16 protein-coding genes are annotated in these 16,010 nt (G+C 58.3%); 12 read left to right on the forward strand and 4 right to left on the reverse strand.

All coding sequences use genetic code 11. From position 1 onward, the window contains the following. Positions 1-15: 15 nt before the first annotated feature. The 3 genes from EFQ99_RS18635 to EFQ99_RS18645 all read right to left on the reverse strand — a co-directional run bounded on the left by EFQ99_RS18635 (position 16) and on the right by EFQ99_RS18645 (position 3,212). Positions 16-1,428 (reverse strand): aldehyde dehydrogenase family protein, encoded by a 1,413-nt coding sequence (locus EFQ99_RS18635; protein ID WP_126922457.1) that lies wholly within the window; start codon positions 1,426-1,428, stop codon positions 16-18. Next, the gene (locus EFQ99_RS18640) at positions 1,428-2,489 is read right to left on the reverse strand and encodes a homoserine dehydrogenase (RefSeq protein ID WP_126922458.1); all 1,062 of its coding nucleotides are present in this window, start codon (positions 2,487-2,489) and stop codon (positions 1,428-1,430) included. The genes EFQ99_RS18635 and EFQ99_RS18640 overlap by 1 nt, the downstream gene beginning before the upstream one ends. A gap of 246 nt (positions 2,490-2,735) precedes the next feature. Next, on the reverse strand, positions 2,736-3,212 hold the full coding sequence (locus EFQ99_RS18645; protein WP_126922459.1) for an Lrp/AsnC family transcriptional regulator: 477 nt from the start codon (positions 3,210-3,212) through the stop codon (positions 2,736-2,738). 172 nt (positions 3,213-3,384) lie between these two features. Between EFQ99_RS18645 and EFQ99_RS18650 the strand changes: the two genes are divergently transcribed. From EFQ99_RS18650 to EFQ99_RS18705, 12 genes are all read left to right on the forward strand, one after another. Further along, positions 3,385-4,785: an aspartate aminotransferase family protein gene (locus EFQ99_RS18650; protein ID WP_126922813.1), complete on the forward strand. Its 1,401-nt coding sequence runs from the start codon at positions 3,385-3,387 to the stop codon at positions 4,783-4,785. 29 nt (positions 4,786-4,814) lie between these two features. Beyond that, entirely contained in the window at positions 4,815-5,591 is a 777-nt protein-coding gene (locus EFQ99_RS18655) for an amino acid ABC transporter ATP-binding protein (protein ID WP_126922460.1), read from the forward strand. Between the two features lie 38 nt (positions 5,592-5,629). After that, positions 5,630-6,448 (forward strand): transporter substrate-binding domain-containing protein, encoded by an 819-nt coding sequence (locus tag EFQ99_RS18660; protein ID WP_097601022.1) that lies wholly within the window; start codon positions 5,630-5,632, stop codon positions 6,446-6,448. 60 nt (positions 6,449-6,508) lie between these two features. After that, the gene (locus EFQ99_RS18665; RefSeq protein ID WP_126922461.1) at positions 6,509-7,222 is read left to right on the forward strand and encodes an ABC transporter permease subunit; all 714 of its coding nucleotides are present in this window, start codon (positions 6,509-6,511) and stop codon (positions 7,220-7,222) included. Between the two features lies 1 nt (position 7,223). Further along, positions 7,224-7,904 (forward strand): ABC transporter permease, encoded by a 681-nt coding sequence (locus EFQ99_RS18670; RefSeq protein WP_126922462.1) that lies wholly within the window; start codon positions 7,224-7,226, stop codon positions 7,902-7,904. Positions 7,905-7,927: 23 nt separating this feature from the next. Next, positions 7,928-8,281 (forward strand): cupin domain-containing protein, encoded by a 354-nt coding sequence (locus tag EFQ99_RS18675; protein WP_126922463.1) that lies wholly within the window; start codon positions 7,928-7,930, stop codon positions 8,279-8,281. Between the two features lie 42 nt (positions 8,282-8,323). Further along, positions 8,324-9,643 (forward strand): NAD(P)/FAD-dependent oxidoreductase, encoded by a 1,320-nt coding sequence (locus EFQ99_RS18680; RefSeq protein ID WP_164736403.1) that lies wholly within the window; start codon positions 8,324-8,326, stop codon positions 9,641-9,643. Positions 9,644-9,783: 140 nt separating this feature from the next. Further along, positions 9,784-10,767 carry a hydroxyectoine utilization dehydratase EutB gene (eutB, locus tag EFQ99_RS18685; protein WP_126922464.1) on the forward strand — a complete coding sequence of 328 codons (984 nt, stop codon included), beginning with the start codon at positions 9,784-9,786 and terminating at the stop codon, positions 10,765-10,767. Next, on the forward strand, positions 10,767-11,762 hold the full coding sequence (locus tag EFQ99_RS18690; protein WP_126922465.1) for a cyclodeaminase: 996 nt from the start codon (positions 10,767-10,769) through the stop codon (positions 11,760-11,762). Before eutB ends, EFQ99_RS18690 begins: the two co-directional genes overlap by 1 nt. 179 nt (positions 11,763-11,941) lie before the next feature. Continuing rightward, positions 11,942-13,444, forward strand: coding sequence for an NAD-dependent succinate-semialdehyde dehydrogenase (locus tag EFQ99_RS18695; protein WP_164736404.1), 1,503 nt, complete (start codon positions 11,942-11,944; stop codon positions 13,442-13,444). Positions 13,445-13,556: 112 nt separating this feature from the next. Next, complete coding sequence (locus tag EFQ99_RS18700; RefSeq protein ID WP_126922466.1) at positions 13,557-13,910, forward strand: cupin domain-containing protein; 354 nt, start codon at positions 13,557-13,559, stop codon at positions 13,908-13,910. A gap of 237 nt (positions 13,911-14,147) precedes the next feature. Continuing rightward, positions 14,148-14,996 carry a GNAT family N-acetyltransferase gene (locus tag EFQ99_RS18705; RefSeq protein ID WP_126922467.1) on the forward strand — a complete coding sequence of 283 codons (849 nt, stop codon included), beginning with the start codon at positions 14,148-14,150 and terminating at the stop codon, positions 14,994-14,996. A gap of 493 nt (positions 14,997-15,489) precedes the next feature. On the opposite strand, the gene EFQ99_RS18710 is transcribed toward EFQ99_RS18705, so the two are convergent. Beyond that, positions 15,490-15,966 carry an Lrp/AsnC family transcriptional regulator gene (locus EFQ99_RS18710; protein ID WP_126922468.1) on the reverse strand — a complete coding sequence of 159 codons (477 nt, stop codon included), beginning with the start codon at positions 15,964-15,966 and terminating at the stop codon, positions 15,490-15,492. Positions 15,967-16,010 lie beyond the last annotated feature (44 nt).

A 16,010-nucleotide genomic window follows, 5' to 3' on the forward strand; every position in this document is an offset into this window, starting at 1 on the left:
CGCCGGCGCCGGCGATCAGTGCTGCAGCGACGTGATGCAGACGACCTTAGGCTGGGTCATGTCCTCATAAGCAAAGCGAACGCCTTCGCGTCCCATGCTGCCGTATTTGAATCCGCCAAACGGCATTGCGTCGAACCGATAGTCCGACGACTGGTTGATCATGACGCCGCCGGCGTCGATCCGCTTTGCTGCCTCCAGGGCGCTGGCAAGATCGTTGGTAAAGATCCCGGCATGGAGGCTGTATTCCGGCTTGTTAGCCAGCTCTATTGCCTCTTCAAGGTCATCGAACGGCTGCAGTATGACGACCGGGGCGAAGACTTCCTCATTAAGTACATCGCACGTCGCAGGCACGTTTTCCAGGACGGTCGGGGGATAGAGGGTGCCGGCCGGCTTGTGACCGCAAAGCAGCATCGCGCCGGCAGCGATTGCCCGTTCCACCATGGCGGCGGCTCGGTTCACCGCACTCTCGGAGATCATCGGGCCCATGTCAGTCTCGGATTTCATCGGGTCGCCGGTCCTCATCCGAGCAGTCTGGGCCACGAACTCCGCCTTGAAGCGTTCATAGATCGTGCGCTGCACCAGAATTCGCTGCGTTCCGATGCAGTTCTGGCCCGCCGCCCAGAAGGAACCCGACACGCAATCTTCCACGGCGGCGTCAACATCACTATCTTCCATCACGATAACCGGAGCATTGCCACCGAGATCCATAGCGAGCTTCTTGATGCCTGCAGATCTTGCGATGGCCTCGCCCGTGACAAAGCCCCCTGTAAAGGAGATCATGCGAACGTCTTTTGCCGAAACAATCGCCTCACCCAGATCGGCACCGCCGACAGCGACCGTGACGACCTCTTCCGGCAAGCCGCTTTCGATCAAGACCTCCACCAGCTTGAGGGCCGATAAGGGCGTAAGCTCCGACGGCTTCAGAAGTACCGCGTTTGCGCCGGCAATGGCAGGGCCAAGCTTGTGGGCCACGAGATTGAGCGGGTCATTGTAAGGCGTGATCGCCGCGACGATCCCTAGCGGCTCCCGGGTGTACCAGCCCTGCCGAGATTCCGATCCAGCATAGGCATCAAACGGGATGACTTCGCCAGCATTCCGCTTGGCCTCTTCCGCGGAGAGTTTCAGTGTGTTGACACAACGTGTCGCCTCCTTGCGGGCCTGGGAAATTGTCTTCCCCGCCTCTCGTACGATCAGGAGCGCAAACTCCTCCAGGCGTTCTTCGACAGTGGCTGCGGCCCTTTCGAGAATTGCAGAGCGCTGGTGGCGGGGGAGCGACCGGGCAATCTGCGCGCCGCGCCTAGCGCGTTCGAGCAACAGGTCCACAGCGTCGGCACTGGTCTCTCGGATGGCGCCGACAAAACTGCCGTCGTAAGGATTACTGACGATGATTTCGTTGGAAGAGGCGGGTTTCAAGGCTAGACCGGGCATCACGCTGCCTCCTTCGCGAAATTTGCCGACTGGGCATTGTGTATAGCCACGATGTCGGACAGCAGCGCGTAAGCGGTTTCGATTCGACCGGCGCCTGGGCCACTGACCGTAACGGGGCCGAGAAGCTCTGTGTTCAGCGATACTGCGTTGGTAGCGCCGTTGACGCCGGCGAGCGTATGTCCGAGAGCAAGCTGTTTGGGCGCTACACTGCCGGTTATCGTCCCGTCGGCATTACGAACTGCGGAGCCGATCAGTTTCCAACGGCTTTCAACCTTGGCAGCTGCTTGAATGTCGGAATGGGAAAGCTTGGAGATGCCGCGGCAAGAGACATCCTCCGGCTTGAGATTTGCTCCCAGCAGCTCATTTGCCAGGATCACGACTTTCAGGCGAACGTCGAAACCTTCGACGTCGGCGGTCGGATCGGCTTCGGCATAGCCCAGGGCCTGCGCTTCCGCAACAGCCCTGGCGAAGTCGAGACCGTCCTCCATGCGACCGAGGACGAAGTTCGACGTGCCGTTGAGGATCCCTTCAAACCCTTTCACCTCTGCTCCGGCAAGGGTCTTCTCTGCCATCCTTATGACGGGCGTCCCGCTCATCACGGAGCCCTCATACTCGAAGTGAACACTGTTCGCCTTGGCAAGTGCCTTCAGTTCGCGACCAGCAATTGCTACTGGCCCCTTGTTCGTGGTGACCACGTGCTTGCCCGAGTTTAGAGCCCAGCGGCAGTGCGAAACCGCGGGCTCGCCGTCCTTCGGGTTCGTAAAAGTCGCCTCCACGACGATATCGGCGGGCGCCGTCTTGATAATGGCTTCGTTGTCGGCCTCGGCGCTGCCGCCGGAGAGCTCGCCAAAACCGCCCTTCGCGAAATTCGCCTCCACGAGGGTCTTGGCATCCAGACCGTTGGGCGAAATGACGGAGCCCAGATGGAGATCGCTGACGGCGACGATGTTCAGGCGGAAACCGAGATCGCGTTCCCACAGAGGATTTTTCGTCGCGATGAGCTCGGCCAAAGCACGGTTGACGCCACCAAATCCGATGAGGGAAATATTGTAGATTTTCATGTGGTTTCCTCCGATGAAGCGTTGGTGCGCATATCATCGGATGCGAATCGCTCAGCCGGAACGGCACAAACAGACCAATCTGCCGTGCATTTCGCTCATGATGCCGACCGTTTGCCGCGTGTCCGTCCATCCGGCTCAAGCACTCGAGTACAAATGGTTCGTGGAGGAAACCGACTGTCCACGTAACTCGTGGAAGTGTCTATCTTTCCGAAAGACGACGCGGCTGAGCGGCTGTCGGCGACAATCTCAGGAGAAGTGATCAAAGTCGATCGGAACTGAAAAGCCTGTCTTGACGCGGTCCATCACCACCATTGTCTTGAAGCCCTTGATATCGGGATTTTCGTAGAAGAACTTGCGGGTGAAGACCTCGTAGTCCTCCATGCTCTCGGCAGTGACAATCAGGACGAAATCCGCATCTCCCGTTACATAGTAGCCGTTCATCACTTCCGGCGTCTGCCGGATCGATTGCTTGAACCGGTCGACGATGTCGGCTCTTTCGCGCTCGAGCGTAACCAGTACAAGCATTGCGATCGGCCGGCCAACAGATCTGGGTTTCACAACCGCAACCTCCGCCTCAATGACTCCCGCCTCACGCAGCCGCCTGAGACGGCGCTGCACCGCGGTGGCCGAAAGACCGACCATCGCACCGAGTTCCTCGCTGCTATGCCTGTTATGATTCTGCACAATGCTGAGAAGACGAGCATCTAGGCGGTCGAGCTGCATTGGGAAACTCCGCATGATTTCATCGTTCAATGGCCATAAAAAGCAGGAATTCCTCGTCCAAGCAACACCTACGCCGGAATTCATCGTCTCAGTACTCCTACCCTTCATGGACAAGACAGAGGCGGCGGAAACATTCAGCCGGACGATGACCTCGCTGCATGAGGAATTGAGAATGACCAACATTGCTGAAATAGCTGACATGGACCGCAGAACGGTTCTGCATCCGTTCACTTATCTTAAGAATTACTCCGCCGGCGAGACCGATCCTACCATCGTCGAGACTGGAAAAGGCGTTCGTATCCGCGACGCATCCGGACGGGAATATCTGGACGGCTTTGCCGGCCTCTATTGCGTAAATGTTGGCTACGGCCGCACCGAGGTCGCCGAAGCGATCGCCCGGCAGGCCTACAAGCTTGCCTATTATCATTCGTACGCTGCGCACACGACCGAGGAGCTGGCGCGACTTTCGGATCGACTGGTGCGAATGGCGCCAGGCAACATGTCCAAGGTCTTCTACGGGCTGTCCGGTTCGGATGCGAACGAGACGCAGGCGAAGATCGTCTGGTATTACAACAATCTTCGCGGGAAAGCGCAAAAGAAAAAGATCATCTCGCGTGAGCGTGGCTATCATGGATGTTCTGTGGTTTCCGGTTCCATGACAGGCTTGAGCTTTTACCACGATCATATGGATCTCCCGGTTTCGGGGATTCTGCGTACCGGCGTGCCGCATTTCTATCGCGGTGCGATGCCTGGCGAGACCGAAGAAGCCTTTTCACAGCGTCGCGCTGATGAACTGGAAGCCCTCATTCTCGCCGAAGGGCCGGAGACTGTCGGGGCCTTCATAGCGGAGCCGGTCCTTGGCACGGGAGGCATTGCACCGCCGCCGGCAGGATACTGGCCGAAAATCCAGGCTGTGCTGAAGAAGTACGACGTGCTGCTGATTGCCGACGAGGTGGTCTGCGGGTTTGGCCGCACCGGTGCAATGTTCGGATCGGATCTCTACGGTATGGATCCCGATCTGATCACCGTGGCCAAGGGATTGACCTCAGCCTATGTGCCGCTGTCGGCGGCCATCGTTTCGCAGAAAGTCTACGAGGTCATGGAGGAGGCGACGCCGCGCGTGGGCTCCTTCTCACACGGCTACACCTATTCCGGTCATCCGATCGGCGCCGCGGCGGCGAACGCAGTGCTTGATATCGTCGAGCGCGAAAATCTGGCCCGACAGTCCGCGACGAAAGGCGCTTATCTTTTGCAACGGTTGAAGGCAGAGTTCGAGCAGAACCCGATCGTCGGGGAAGTTCGTGGTGTCGGCATGCTGGCAGCCATCGAGTTCGTTTCCGATCGTGGTAGCCGGGCTTCGTTCGATCCGGGCCTGAAGGTCGGCGCGCGCATCTCGCAAGCCGCTCGAAATCGCAACCTCATCGCGCGCGCAATGCCGCACGGAGACATTCTGGGCTTTGCACCGCCACTTGTGATGACGGAAGCGGAAATCGACGAAATGATTGCGATCGCAAGGGCTGCCGTCGACGAGGTGCTGCGCGAGCTGGACTCCCAAGGACTGGTGGTGGGGTAACGAATGGGCAATCGTCTAAGGCTTTGCGCATGAACGCAATTCTAAAGGTTCACGAACTCACCAAGACGTTTGGATCGACGAAGGTGCTGGATGGTATCAGCTTCGATATGAGAGAAGGTGAGGTCATTTCTCTGATCGGGTCGTCCGGATGTGGAAAGAGCACCGCACTTCGCTGCATCAATTTTTTGGAGACGCCGACATCGGGTCGGATCGAGTGCATGGGCCAGTCCGTCTCCGTCGTCAATGACGAGCGCGGCGGAAGTCAGATCGTCAACGCTCGCGATATCAGGAACCTTCGCAGACAGATCGGCATGGTGTTCCAGAATTACAATCTCTGGCCGCACCTGAGCGTCCTGTCCAACGTGACCGAGGCACTCGTTTGGGTGCTGAAACTCGGGAAGAAAGACGCCGAAGAGGTTGCGCTGTCGGCCTTGTCGAAAGTCGGCATGGCGAGTTTCCGCGACCGCTACCCGCAACAGCTTTCCGGCGGGCAGCAACAACGCGTCGCGATCGCACGTGTTCTGGCAATGGGACCGAAACTGATGCTCTGCGATGAGCCGACATCCGCACTGGACCCCGAGCTCGTGGGTGAAGTGCTGAAAGTCATAAGGGCGCTGGCGGAAGCGGGGGCTACGATCCTCCTCGTCACGCATGAAATGCGGTTCGCACGCGATGTGTCGAACCGGATGATATTCCTGCAAAACGGCCGCCTTGAGCAGGATGACGAGCCGAAGGAACTGTTTCGAAATCCGGCAACGGAAGGGGTGAAGCGGTTTCTATCGACAGTGATGGCGGCCAACGCCTGAAAGCGCGCTACAACGAAAACCAAAAGGGGTAACAAATCATGATCAACAGCAATCTCATCAAGTCAGCATTCGCAACCAGCCTTCTCGTCTGCGCACTGGCGACGGGCGCGTCGGCAAAGGACGGCGTCCTGCGCATCGGGACGGAGGGTGATGCGCCGAAGTTCAGCATGGCCGATCCGAGCGGCAAGGTAACCGGGTTCGACGCCGATATCGCCAACGGCATCTGCGCCGAGCTGAAACTGAAGTGCGAATTCGTCGTACAGACATTCAGCTCGCTGGTGCCTTCCATGGATAAAGATCGCTTTGACGTCATCATTTCCGGCCTTGGTATCACCGCCGAACGTCAGAAGAAGATCGACTACTCCATCCCCTATGCGACAACACCGCTCTATTTCGCTGTCGCCAAGGACTCCCCGCTTGCAGGCCTCAAGAGCCTCGCCGAAATCGAAAAGGCCCTCCAGGGCAAGAGTGTCGGCGTCGTCACCGGGACGACCTACGCCAGGTTCATGGAGAAGCGGATGCACGGCGCCGATCTTAAGACATACGACGCCGTCACGCAGCTGACCGCCGATCTCGCGAGCGGCCGTATCGACGCCGCCTTCGCGGATTCGCCGACATGGATGGATTTTTTCGCAACGCCTGACGGCGCCAACTTCACCAGGATCGACCTGAAGATCATGGCCATGGATGACCCAGACGTTCTTGGCCATGGCATGGGAGTCGGCATGCGCAAGGGCAATACCGAACTCAAGACCAAGGTCGATGCCGCCCTTTGCAAGATGATCAACGATGGCAAGGTCAAGGAAGCCTCGATGCATTGGTTCCAGGACGACTACACGATTCCCTGCAAGAAGTGATTGTTTCGAACATGAAGCCTGCCTTGGCACATACCAAGGCAGGTCACGGGGATTGTTTCCATGTTGAGTGACCTCTGGGTGTTGATGGTGGAGCAAAGTTGGGCGCTGGCTCTGCTGAAAGGAAGTGTCGTCACGATCGTCATCGGTTTGACCGGAATGGCACTCGGTTTTCTGGTTGCGACCCCCTTGGCCATCATGCGCTGGCGGAAGGTCGTGTTTGTCTCGCAACTTGTCGACGGGTACAGCGTTCTTGTTCGTGGCGTCCCGGGCTTGCTGGTCATCTATCTCCTGTTTTTCGGGTCGATCGAGTGGGTGAAGGAGATTACGGCTGCGTTCGGCTACCAGGACTCGGCTGATGACGCATACCCCTACATCGTCGGGGTGATCGCGATTGCCGTCATCTCGTGCGCCTATTCGATCGAAGTCATCCGGGGTGCGCTTCAGGCGGTGCCGTACGGTCTGCTGGAAGCCGCTCAGTCGCTCGCCTTGCCAAGAGGGGTAACCTTTATGCGCATCACGTTCCCACTGGCACTGCGGCTGGCGCTTGGCGGGATCAACAACGTCTGGCAGATGACGATCAAGGATACTTCGCTCGTCTCGGTCGTCGGCTTACAGGAATTGATGAGGACGGCTGCCATCGGTGCAGGAATCACGCGATCCCCGCTGCTTTTCTACTGCATCGCTGCAGCACTCTTCTTCTGCATGACCGCAGTCAGCCAAACCGCGTTTTCGAGCGCAGAACGTGCGCTCGACCGCGGCTTCCGAGGACGCTGATATGGATCTCGGAATAATTGCATATGCCATTCCGTTCCTTGTCATAGGTGCCAAGACGACGTTGCTGATCGCCGTATTCGGCGTCGGTATCGGGCTTCCCTTTGGTGTCGCCGTCGGGCTCGCGCGCTGCTCCAGGAGCCGGGCATTGCGCCGCGTATGCGACGCCTACTGCGCGATCTTCCGCGGCACGCCAATGCTGGTGCAGGTCTTCGTCATCTATTACGGCTTGGCCCAGGTGAGCTTTATTCGTCAGAACCCCATTCTGTGGTGGATGATCGGAGATGGGCTGAACGCTGCAATCCTTGCCGTGGTGCTCAACACCGGTGCCTACACGGCGGAGATTTTCCGCACGGCTTTCCTCTCCCTGCCGAAAGGACTTATTGAAGCGGCAGAAGCCTGTGGCATGCACCCGTGGCACGTCTTCAAGAGGGTGAAGTTCCCGCTTGCCGTACGCCAGGCACTTCCCGCTTATAGCAGCGAGGCGGCGATCATCGTGAAGGAATCCAGCCTCGCATCCACGATCACCGTTCTGGAAATCACCGGATATGCGAAGCGGCTCATGAGCGAGACTTTCGCGATCATGGACATCTTCATCGTCACCGCAGCGTTCTATCTCACCATCAACGTCGTCGTTCTGACGGGTTTGAAACTCCTCGAACGGCGCCTGTCGTTTGTCCGATAAACAGATCCAAGAAAGGTCTTTCAATGTCCAAACTCACTTTCGTCGATTACGGCAACCTGCCTGAACCGCGTAAAGGCCAGCCCGCGCCTGAAAGGCTGGTCGAGGGAAATCCGCAGTTTCTCTCTTGGGACATCGCGCAGACCGCCGATGGCGTCGTTCGCTCCGGCGTCTGGGAAGCGACGCCCGGCGCCTACCGCTCGATCAAGGGCGAAACTTTCGAATTCTGTGTCATTCTGTCGGGTGTGTCCGAACTGATTGAGGATGGCTGTGCGCCGCGACGCATCGTTGCCGGCGACGCTTTCGCCATGCATCCGGGTTTCGTCGGAACCTGGAGGGTGATCGAAACGACGCGCAAGCTTTGGGTCTGCCGAGACTAAGCCATCATCACTTCAAATCATCTTTCCGGAACGTAAGCTCTCATGGCCCAGGCTCAAGCGCATCCCATTAAATCCACGCCCTACTGGTGGGAGGACAGCACATTTCCTTCCCTGCCAGCGCGGAACGTCGAGAAGACATGCGACGTGGCGGTCGTTGGGGGAGGGTACACGGGTTTATCGGCGGCGCACGAACTTGCGCGTGCCGGCAAGCATGTCCAGCTGTTCGACCGTCAGGCCCTTGGCCTTGCGGCATCGGGCCGCAATGGGGGCATGGCCAGCGGAAGCATCCGCCCGGGGCGGAAGGATTTGGTCAGGCGGTTCGGGCAGGAGAGGGCGCAAGCCATTCTCCTGGAAGGTAAAGCGGCGCGAGAGGATCTCTGGCGCTTCCTCAGAGACGAGAGTATCGAATGTGACTTCTCGCTGTCTGGCGCCTTCAGCGGGGCCATGACGGCTGATCAAGCCGACGAACTCCGTCGTCAGGCAGACTTTCTGCATCAGAATCTCGGCATCGAGGCATATCCGGTGGAAAGGGCCGATGTTCCGAAGTTCATCGGAACTGACCTTTATATCGGCGGCCTTGTGCGCAAAGATATCGGTGGGCTGCAGCCGGCCAAGCTTCTTGCGGCCATGGTCCATCTGGTAAGTTCGTCGACGGCGGTCATACATGAAAATACGGCAGTCATTGGATCGACTAGCGAGGCCGGAGGCGTGCGAATTCAAACGCGGCGCGGAGAGGTTTTCGCCAGAAAACTTCTTGTCTGCACTGATGGCTACACCGACGGTTTCGACCCGTGGCTGCGTCGCCGGCTTGTTCCTGTCCGTAGCAGGATAATTGCAACCGAGCCGCTCGACAGGGAGGTGATGGATCGGCTGATGCCGCCACGCATGATGTATGGCGACCTGCGTAAGCTCAGCTACTATTATCGGCCGTCGCACGATGGATCTCGGATCTTGTTCGGCGGACGCGACGGGACGACTGAAGGGGACTCCGCTGCTCCGATTGCACATCTGCAAAGCGAACTTGCTCGGCTCTTTCCCGAACTTGCAGGAATAGGTCTTACACACAGCTGGTTCGGCTTTGTGGCCATGAACCGCGACATGATCCCGCGCATGTTCACCCGCGGAAATACAGTCTATGCGACCGGCTATTGCGGCTCCGGTGTCGTATGGGCCAGATGGCTGGGCAAGAAGGCGGCGTTCAAGATCCTCGGTGACGGGGAACAATCGCGCTCTGCGTTCGATTTCGATGCCGCTCCGAGGGCCGTCCCATTCTTCAACGGCAAACCCTGGTTCATTCCTATCGTTTACTCGATGTATGCGCGGCACGACAGGAAGATGCTCCTCAGACGCCTGAAGGGCTGAGGTTCAGATGTGATACTTGTTTGTGCAAGTCCGCCAAGGGACCGAAAAAGTGCGTGCCGTCCGCTTGCAATCAAGTCCCTGCGTTGGCGCTACGCTCAGCAGGCAACAACTGGCAAAGGCCGGAGCTAGGGTGAACAGACATGATTAGTCTGGAAACGATTGAGCAGGCGCGCGAGCGCATCAGCAAGCACATCCGCATCACGCCTGTCGTCATGTCGGCGACACTGTCCGAACTGGCCGGGACGCAAGTCAGCCTGAAGCTGGAGCATCGCCAGTTGACCGGAAGCTTCAAGCTTCGTGGAGCCACCAATGCCGTGTTGCAGCTCACCCAATCCGAGCGGGATAGAGGCGTTGTTGCGGCTTCCACTGGCAATCACGGACGCGCGCTCTCGTATGCCGCCGGCGCGATTGGCTCCCGAGCGACCATTTGCATGTCGCATCTCGTGCCTGAAAACAAGGTGTCCGAAATCCGCCGGCTCGGCGCTCGCGTACGGATCGTCGGGTCATCCCAAGATGAAGCGCAGGTCGAGGTTGATCGTCTCGTCGCGGAGGAGGGCCTCAGCATGATCCCGCCCTTTGATCACCCCTGGATCATCGCCGGCCAAGGCACCGTCGGACTTGAAATCGTCGAGGCGATGCCTGACGTCGCCGCGGTTCTCGTTCCCCTGTCCGGCGGCGGTTTGGCAGCAGGTGTCGCCTCGGCGGTCAAGGCGGTGCGCCCGGATGCCAAGGTAGTCGGTATAACTATGGAAAGGGGAGCGGCGATGAAGGCTAGCATCGATACGGGGCACCCGATCCAGGTCGAAGAGCATCGAAGTTTCGCCGACTCGCTCGGAGGCGGCATCGGATTGGCCAATGCCTGGACGTACCCGATGTGCAAAACCCTTCTCGACGACGTGGTGCTCGTCAGCGAGCGCGAGATAGCCGCCGGCATACGTCACGCCTATGCGTATGAGCATGAGATAATCGAGGGGGCGGGCGCAGTCGGCATTGCTGCGCTGCTCTCAGGTAAACTGGCGCAGGTTGAAGGCCCGATCGTTGCCATTCTTTCAGGTGGGAACATCGACATGGCGTTGCACATGAAGGTGGCCAACGGCCTCGACACAATTGGTGAGGGAAGCTGATGCCGAAAATAAGAATATTGACCGAGTCAGAGCTTCGAACCATCGTTCCGCTCGACATAGATGCGGTGACTTGCGTTGAAAACGCCTTCCGCGCACTGGCCGTGGAAAACGCGGTTCAGATGCCGCCGATTTTGCGCCTCGACGTGCCCGACAGCAGAGGCGAAGTCGATGTGAAGACGGCTTATATTCATGGTTTGAGCAGCTTTGCCATTAAGGTCAGCCCTGGTTTCTTCGATAATCCGAAGATCGGACTTCCGAGCACTAACGGTCTGATGGTCTTGCTGTCGAGCAAAACGGGCTTGGTGCAGGCGCTCTTGCTGGACAATGGCTATCTCACCGACGTTCGCACAGCGGCCGCCGGCGCTGTCGCGGCAAACCATCTGGCACGGAAGGACGCGTCGATTGCAACGGTCTTCGGGGCGGGCGTTCAGGCCAGGCTGCAACTTGAGGCCCTGATGCTGGTGAGACCTATTCGAGAGATTCGCGTTTGGGCGCGTGATTATCGGCGAGCGCAAGCGCTTGTTGAGCAGATCGGAACCACACAAAATCTGTCCATTTCCGCATTTGAGGAGCCGCGAAGCGCGATCGCCGGGTCACAGATCGTCGTCACGACGACACCTGCCGACCGACCGATTGTCGATGCCTCGTGGCTCGAACCCGGACAGCACCTGACAGCCATGGGTTCGGACGCCGAACATAAGAACGAGATTGACCCCATCGCTATCAAAGCGGCAGATGTTTACGTGGCTGACAGCCTCAAACAGACGCGAAGATTGGGTGAATTGCGCCATGCCATCGACGCAGGTCTCGTCGCAAGTGACGCTGATTTTCCGGAACTAGGTCAGGTCGTTGTGGGTGCCAGACCGGGCCGCAGAAGCGCCTCGGACATCACCATAGCCGATCTTACGGGCACCGGTGTTCAGGATACCGCTATTGCCACGCTGGCGTTTGCGCGCGCCGAAGAACGAAGTGCCGGCACGTTCTTTGAAAGTTGATGCTGGTCGGCTCTTTGCCGCCGAGGCCTCAGCGGCCCGCATTCGAGCTGTTTTGCTTACCGCAAGGCACCGCCCTTGCAGAAGATTGGAAATAATCCGCGAGACCATTTTGATCTATATTGACACCAATCGCTAAACCAATTCTATATTGATCGCACAACGATCCTGATTGGTAGCGAATGGTGGTGACCGTGAAAGCAACTCCGACACTTGAAACAAGCCGTGCGCCTTCGCAGGCTGCTCTAGCATGCGAAGCTCCCACCCAGCTGTTCATCGACGGCGAATGGGTTTCGGCAAAAGGTGGCCGGACCTTCGATGTGATCGATCCTTCGACTGCGGAAGCAATCGCCACAGTTTGTGACGGCGACATTCCGGACGCGATGGCGGCCGTCGACGCGGCGGAAAAGGCAGCTGCGGCCTGGAAAGCAACTCCGCCGCGGCGGCGCGCGGATGTCCTGATGAAGTGTTTTCACCTTCTTCTCGAACAAGCCGAGTGGCTGGCGCAACTGATCACGGTGGAAAATGGCAAGGCGCTTCCCGACGCTAGATCGGAAGTCGCCTACGCGGCCGAGTTTTTCCGCTGGTATGCCGAGGAGGCGGTGAGGGCTACCGGAGAATTTGGATCAGCACCTTCGGGCGCAAACCAGATCATCGTCAGCCATGAGCCGATTGGTATCGCCGTGTTGGTAACGCCCTGGAATTTCCCGGCAGCGATGGCGACCCGAAAAATTGCCCCGGCATTGGCTGCAGGCTGCACTTGCATCCTGAAGCCGGCAGCAGAGACGCCTCTGACCGCGCTCGCGATTGGAGAACTCATGCGCCAGGCAGGTGTTCCTGCCGGAGTGGTCAACATCGTTCCCACGAAAAAAGCCGGCCCTGTGGTCAGCGCAATGCTGCATGACCAGCGGGTCCGGAAGCTGTCGTTCACAGGCTCGACCGGCGTTGGCAGGATACTGCTGCGCGAGGCCGCGGACCAGGTCGTCAGTTGCTCAATGGAATTGGGCGGCAACGCGCCTTTCATCGTATTCGACGATGCCGACCTGGAAACGGCGGTCGCCGGCGCAATGGTTGCAAAGATGCGCAACGGCGGTGAGGCATGTACGGCCGCAAACCGCTTCTACGTTCAAAGGGGAATTTCTGCTGACTTCATTCGGCGCTTCGCCGAGGAGATGGCAGCGCTCAACGTGGGGCCAGGACTGGCGCCGGATACGCAGCTTGGCCCACTGATCACCGATGCAGCGGTGACCAAGGTGGAGCGCCTGGTAGACGACGCGGTCGCCAAGGGGGCCCGGCTGGTAACAGGCGGTAGCAGGTTGAGCGGCGAGGGTTTCTATTATTTGCCAACCGTTCTCGCCAATGTCTCTCCGGACGCCGAGATTCTTCGCGAAGAAATCTTCGGTCCGGTTGCGCCAGTGATTGTGTTTGATACCGAGGACGAGGTCGTCAATCTGGCCAACGATACCGAATACGGGCTTGTATCGTATATCTTCAGCCGAGACCTCAAGCGTGTGCTTGCAGTCGCCGGCAGGCTGGAAAGCGGCATGGTCGGTATCAACCGAGGTGTCGTTTCCGACGCTGCGGCGCCGTTCGGCGGCATGAAGCAGAGTGGCCTCGGGCGCGAAGGCAGCCATCACGGCATGCTCGAATACCTCGAAACGAAGTACATCGCGGTCACTTGGTAGGTCGCCTCGAGCAAAGCGGGTACGCTACGCGTTGGCAATCGTTGCCGACGTCAGGCAGGCTAAACATCCAATGATGACGCGCAGGTGTCTCCAGCAAGAATAGGAGAGATAAATGTCCCTACTGAAAACGATCGACCCCAATCCATCCTTCGAGCCGAAGCATAGAACCGCCGAGCCGGATCGCCTCATCTCGGGCAGCCCTGCCTTCAAGACATGGCTGCAGGACACCGCCAAGGACGGGAAGGTCAATACCGGTGTTTTCGAAGCGACGCCAGGCGAAACGCACTCCATCAAGGGCGAGACATTTGAATTTTGCCATCTTGTACACGGTGTGATCGAATTGACAGAGAAGGGCAAGGACCCGGTCATTTATCGCGCGGGCGACAGCTTCGTGATGAAGCCGGGCTATGTCGGGGTTTGGAAGACAATCGAGACGGCGCGGAAGATTTTCGTCACCGTCACCTGATCATTCGAGCAAACGATGCGTTTTAATAACGTGCATCTTCGCATCTGCAGGTGGGACGGAGCGAGGCGGCAGGCCACCAGTTTCGGCCGGCGCGTCTAGAAATCGGTTCGGCGGTTTATCCGTCGCTCGTTACTCGGCTTGTCTATCCGTATCGTCGGGTGCGGCCAGAAGTCTCGGTTCTCCGCCGCCGCTTCATAGACCCGTCTCTCTTACCACTGGCGACCAGGAGACCCACGAATGGATGAACTCATGCAAACGGAATCGATCGTTCTTGCGCCTTTCGAGGCTCATCATGTGGGCGGAGCCCTCGCGCTGTCGCGTGCAGCGGGTTGGGCGCACCGGAGGGAAGACTGGGAAATGATACGCTCTCTGAGCGAAGGACGCGTTGCGCTCGCCGGCGACCGGGTAGTGGGTACCGCCCTCATGACTCCCTTCGGCGACACTTGCTCTGCCATTAACATGATTATTGTCGACGAAAGCCAACGTGGCCGGGGGGTGGGAAGAAAATTGACCACCGCTGTGTTGGAACTCGCCGGCGATCGTGAATGCCGCTTGACGGCGACGAATGACGGCTTGCCTCTTTATGAAAAACTGGGATTCGTCGCGAAGCACCAAATCGTCCGCCACCAAGGGGTCGTCAGCGACGTCGTTTCCGCTGAAAATGCTGACTGGGTCGGGCCTGACGCGCTGCCGGCAATTAAAGCGCTCGATCGTACGGCATTCGGGGCCGACCGTGACGCGGTATACAATGCCCTGGCGAAGGAGGGGCGTTTCGCCGCCATCCGAAAAGGTGATCGTATCGTCGCATTTGCGGCAACGCGGTTGTTCGGAAAGGGTGAAGTCGTCGGGCCTGTCGCTGCGGAAAGCTTGGAACAGGCAAGGGACCTGCTTGCCTTCATCCTCTCCGGCAAGAAAGGTCGCATCGTGCGAGTCGACATCCCCGAACAGACCGGCCTTTCGTCACCGCTCGAAGACTGGGGGCTGCCTCGGGAGGGCACCGTCGTTGCGATGGTTCGCGGCGCCGCGGGCCAATCTAAAATACCGGCCGTTCAAACTTTCTGCCTTGCGAGCCAAGCTATTGGCTGACGGAAAAATCTGAAGTGCGAGGCGGCGGCATTAGACACATCTGACTGCCTCTGGGACAGAAGAGCGTCTCGCCGTCGAGGCGTCTCCACGCGACTGGCAGACAGGAAGCCGCATTACAAGTCTCGAAGGTTGATTAGTTCCCAATTCCCGCGGCCAACACCCCAAACACCTTTTCATCGGCCTTCCCCTGTATGTTGCCTGCCGACAGGGAGTGCCATTCTGACAGGGGCGGCTCCTCAGATGAAATGCTGGCTGTCCCCATAGCATCGCCGCAGCGCTAGGAGAGCTGGCGCGGAGTCCGCCTTAGCATTTTCCCCTCCGCTCTGCTGTAATTCGATAACACGGTACCCCATTCAGCATGGCGCTCTTATGTTGCAACATCGACTGCTCCGCCCGTTTGAAACGGGTGGACACCTATCTAAAAGCCTGGCTTCAATTGTCGTCTCTCATCATTCCAGCGGCACCGGATGCCGGCTGTCGACGTCCGGTACCATTACTGCTGAAGCAGGCCTGCAAGCGGCAAATGCACTTTGATCAGGGGCGATTTCAGGACGACGAAGGTAAAATACTTGTCAATTCCGATATTCAAATCGAGGAGCCGCTCCATGATCGTCTGGTACTCATCGATTCCGGTGGTGACAAATTTTACGAGATAATCGTAGCCTCCCGAAACCAAATGGCACTCGATAACCTGATCGACCTTCTCAATCGCCGTAATAAATCTCGCGAAGTCAAGTTGACGGTGATTCTTTAGAGTGATTTCGGTGAACACCGTCAGCGCTTGGCCCAGTTTTGCCATATTGATCCGTGCAGAGTAGCCTTGGATATAGCCCTCCGCCTGCAGCTTTTTCACGCGCAGCAAACAGGGGCTTGGCGAGAGATTCACCATTTCCGAAAGCTCGACATTCGTCATTCGGCCATCCGTCTGCAATGCGTTCAGTATCTTGACGTCAATCCTATCAAGTTTCATTGGCTAGTTCCCGCTGATGAGGATGGCGCCGGCGAAATGCCTTC

Origin of the sequence: Rhizobium vallis, from assembly GCF_003985155.1 — a bacterium.
In the GTDB taxonomy this organism is placed as follows: domain Bacteria; phylum Pseudomonadota; class Alphaproteobacteria; order Rhizobiales; family Rhizobiaceae; genus Rhizobium; species Rhizobium vallis.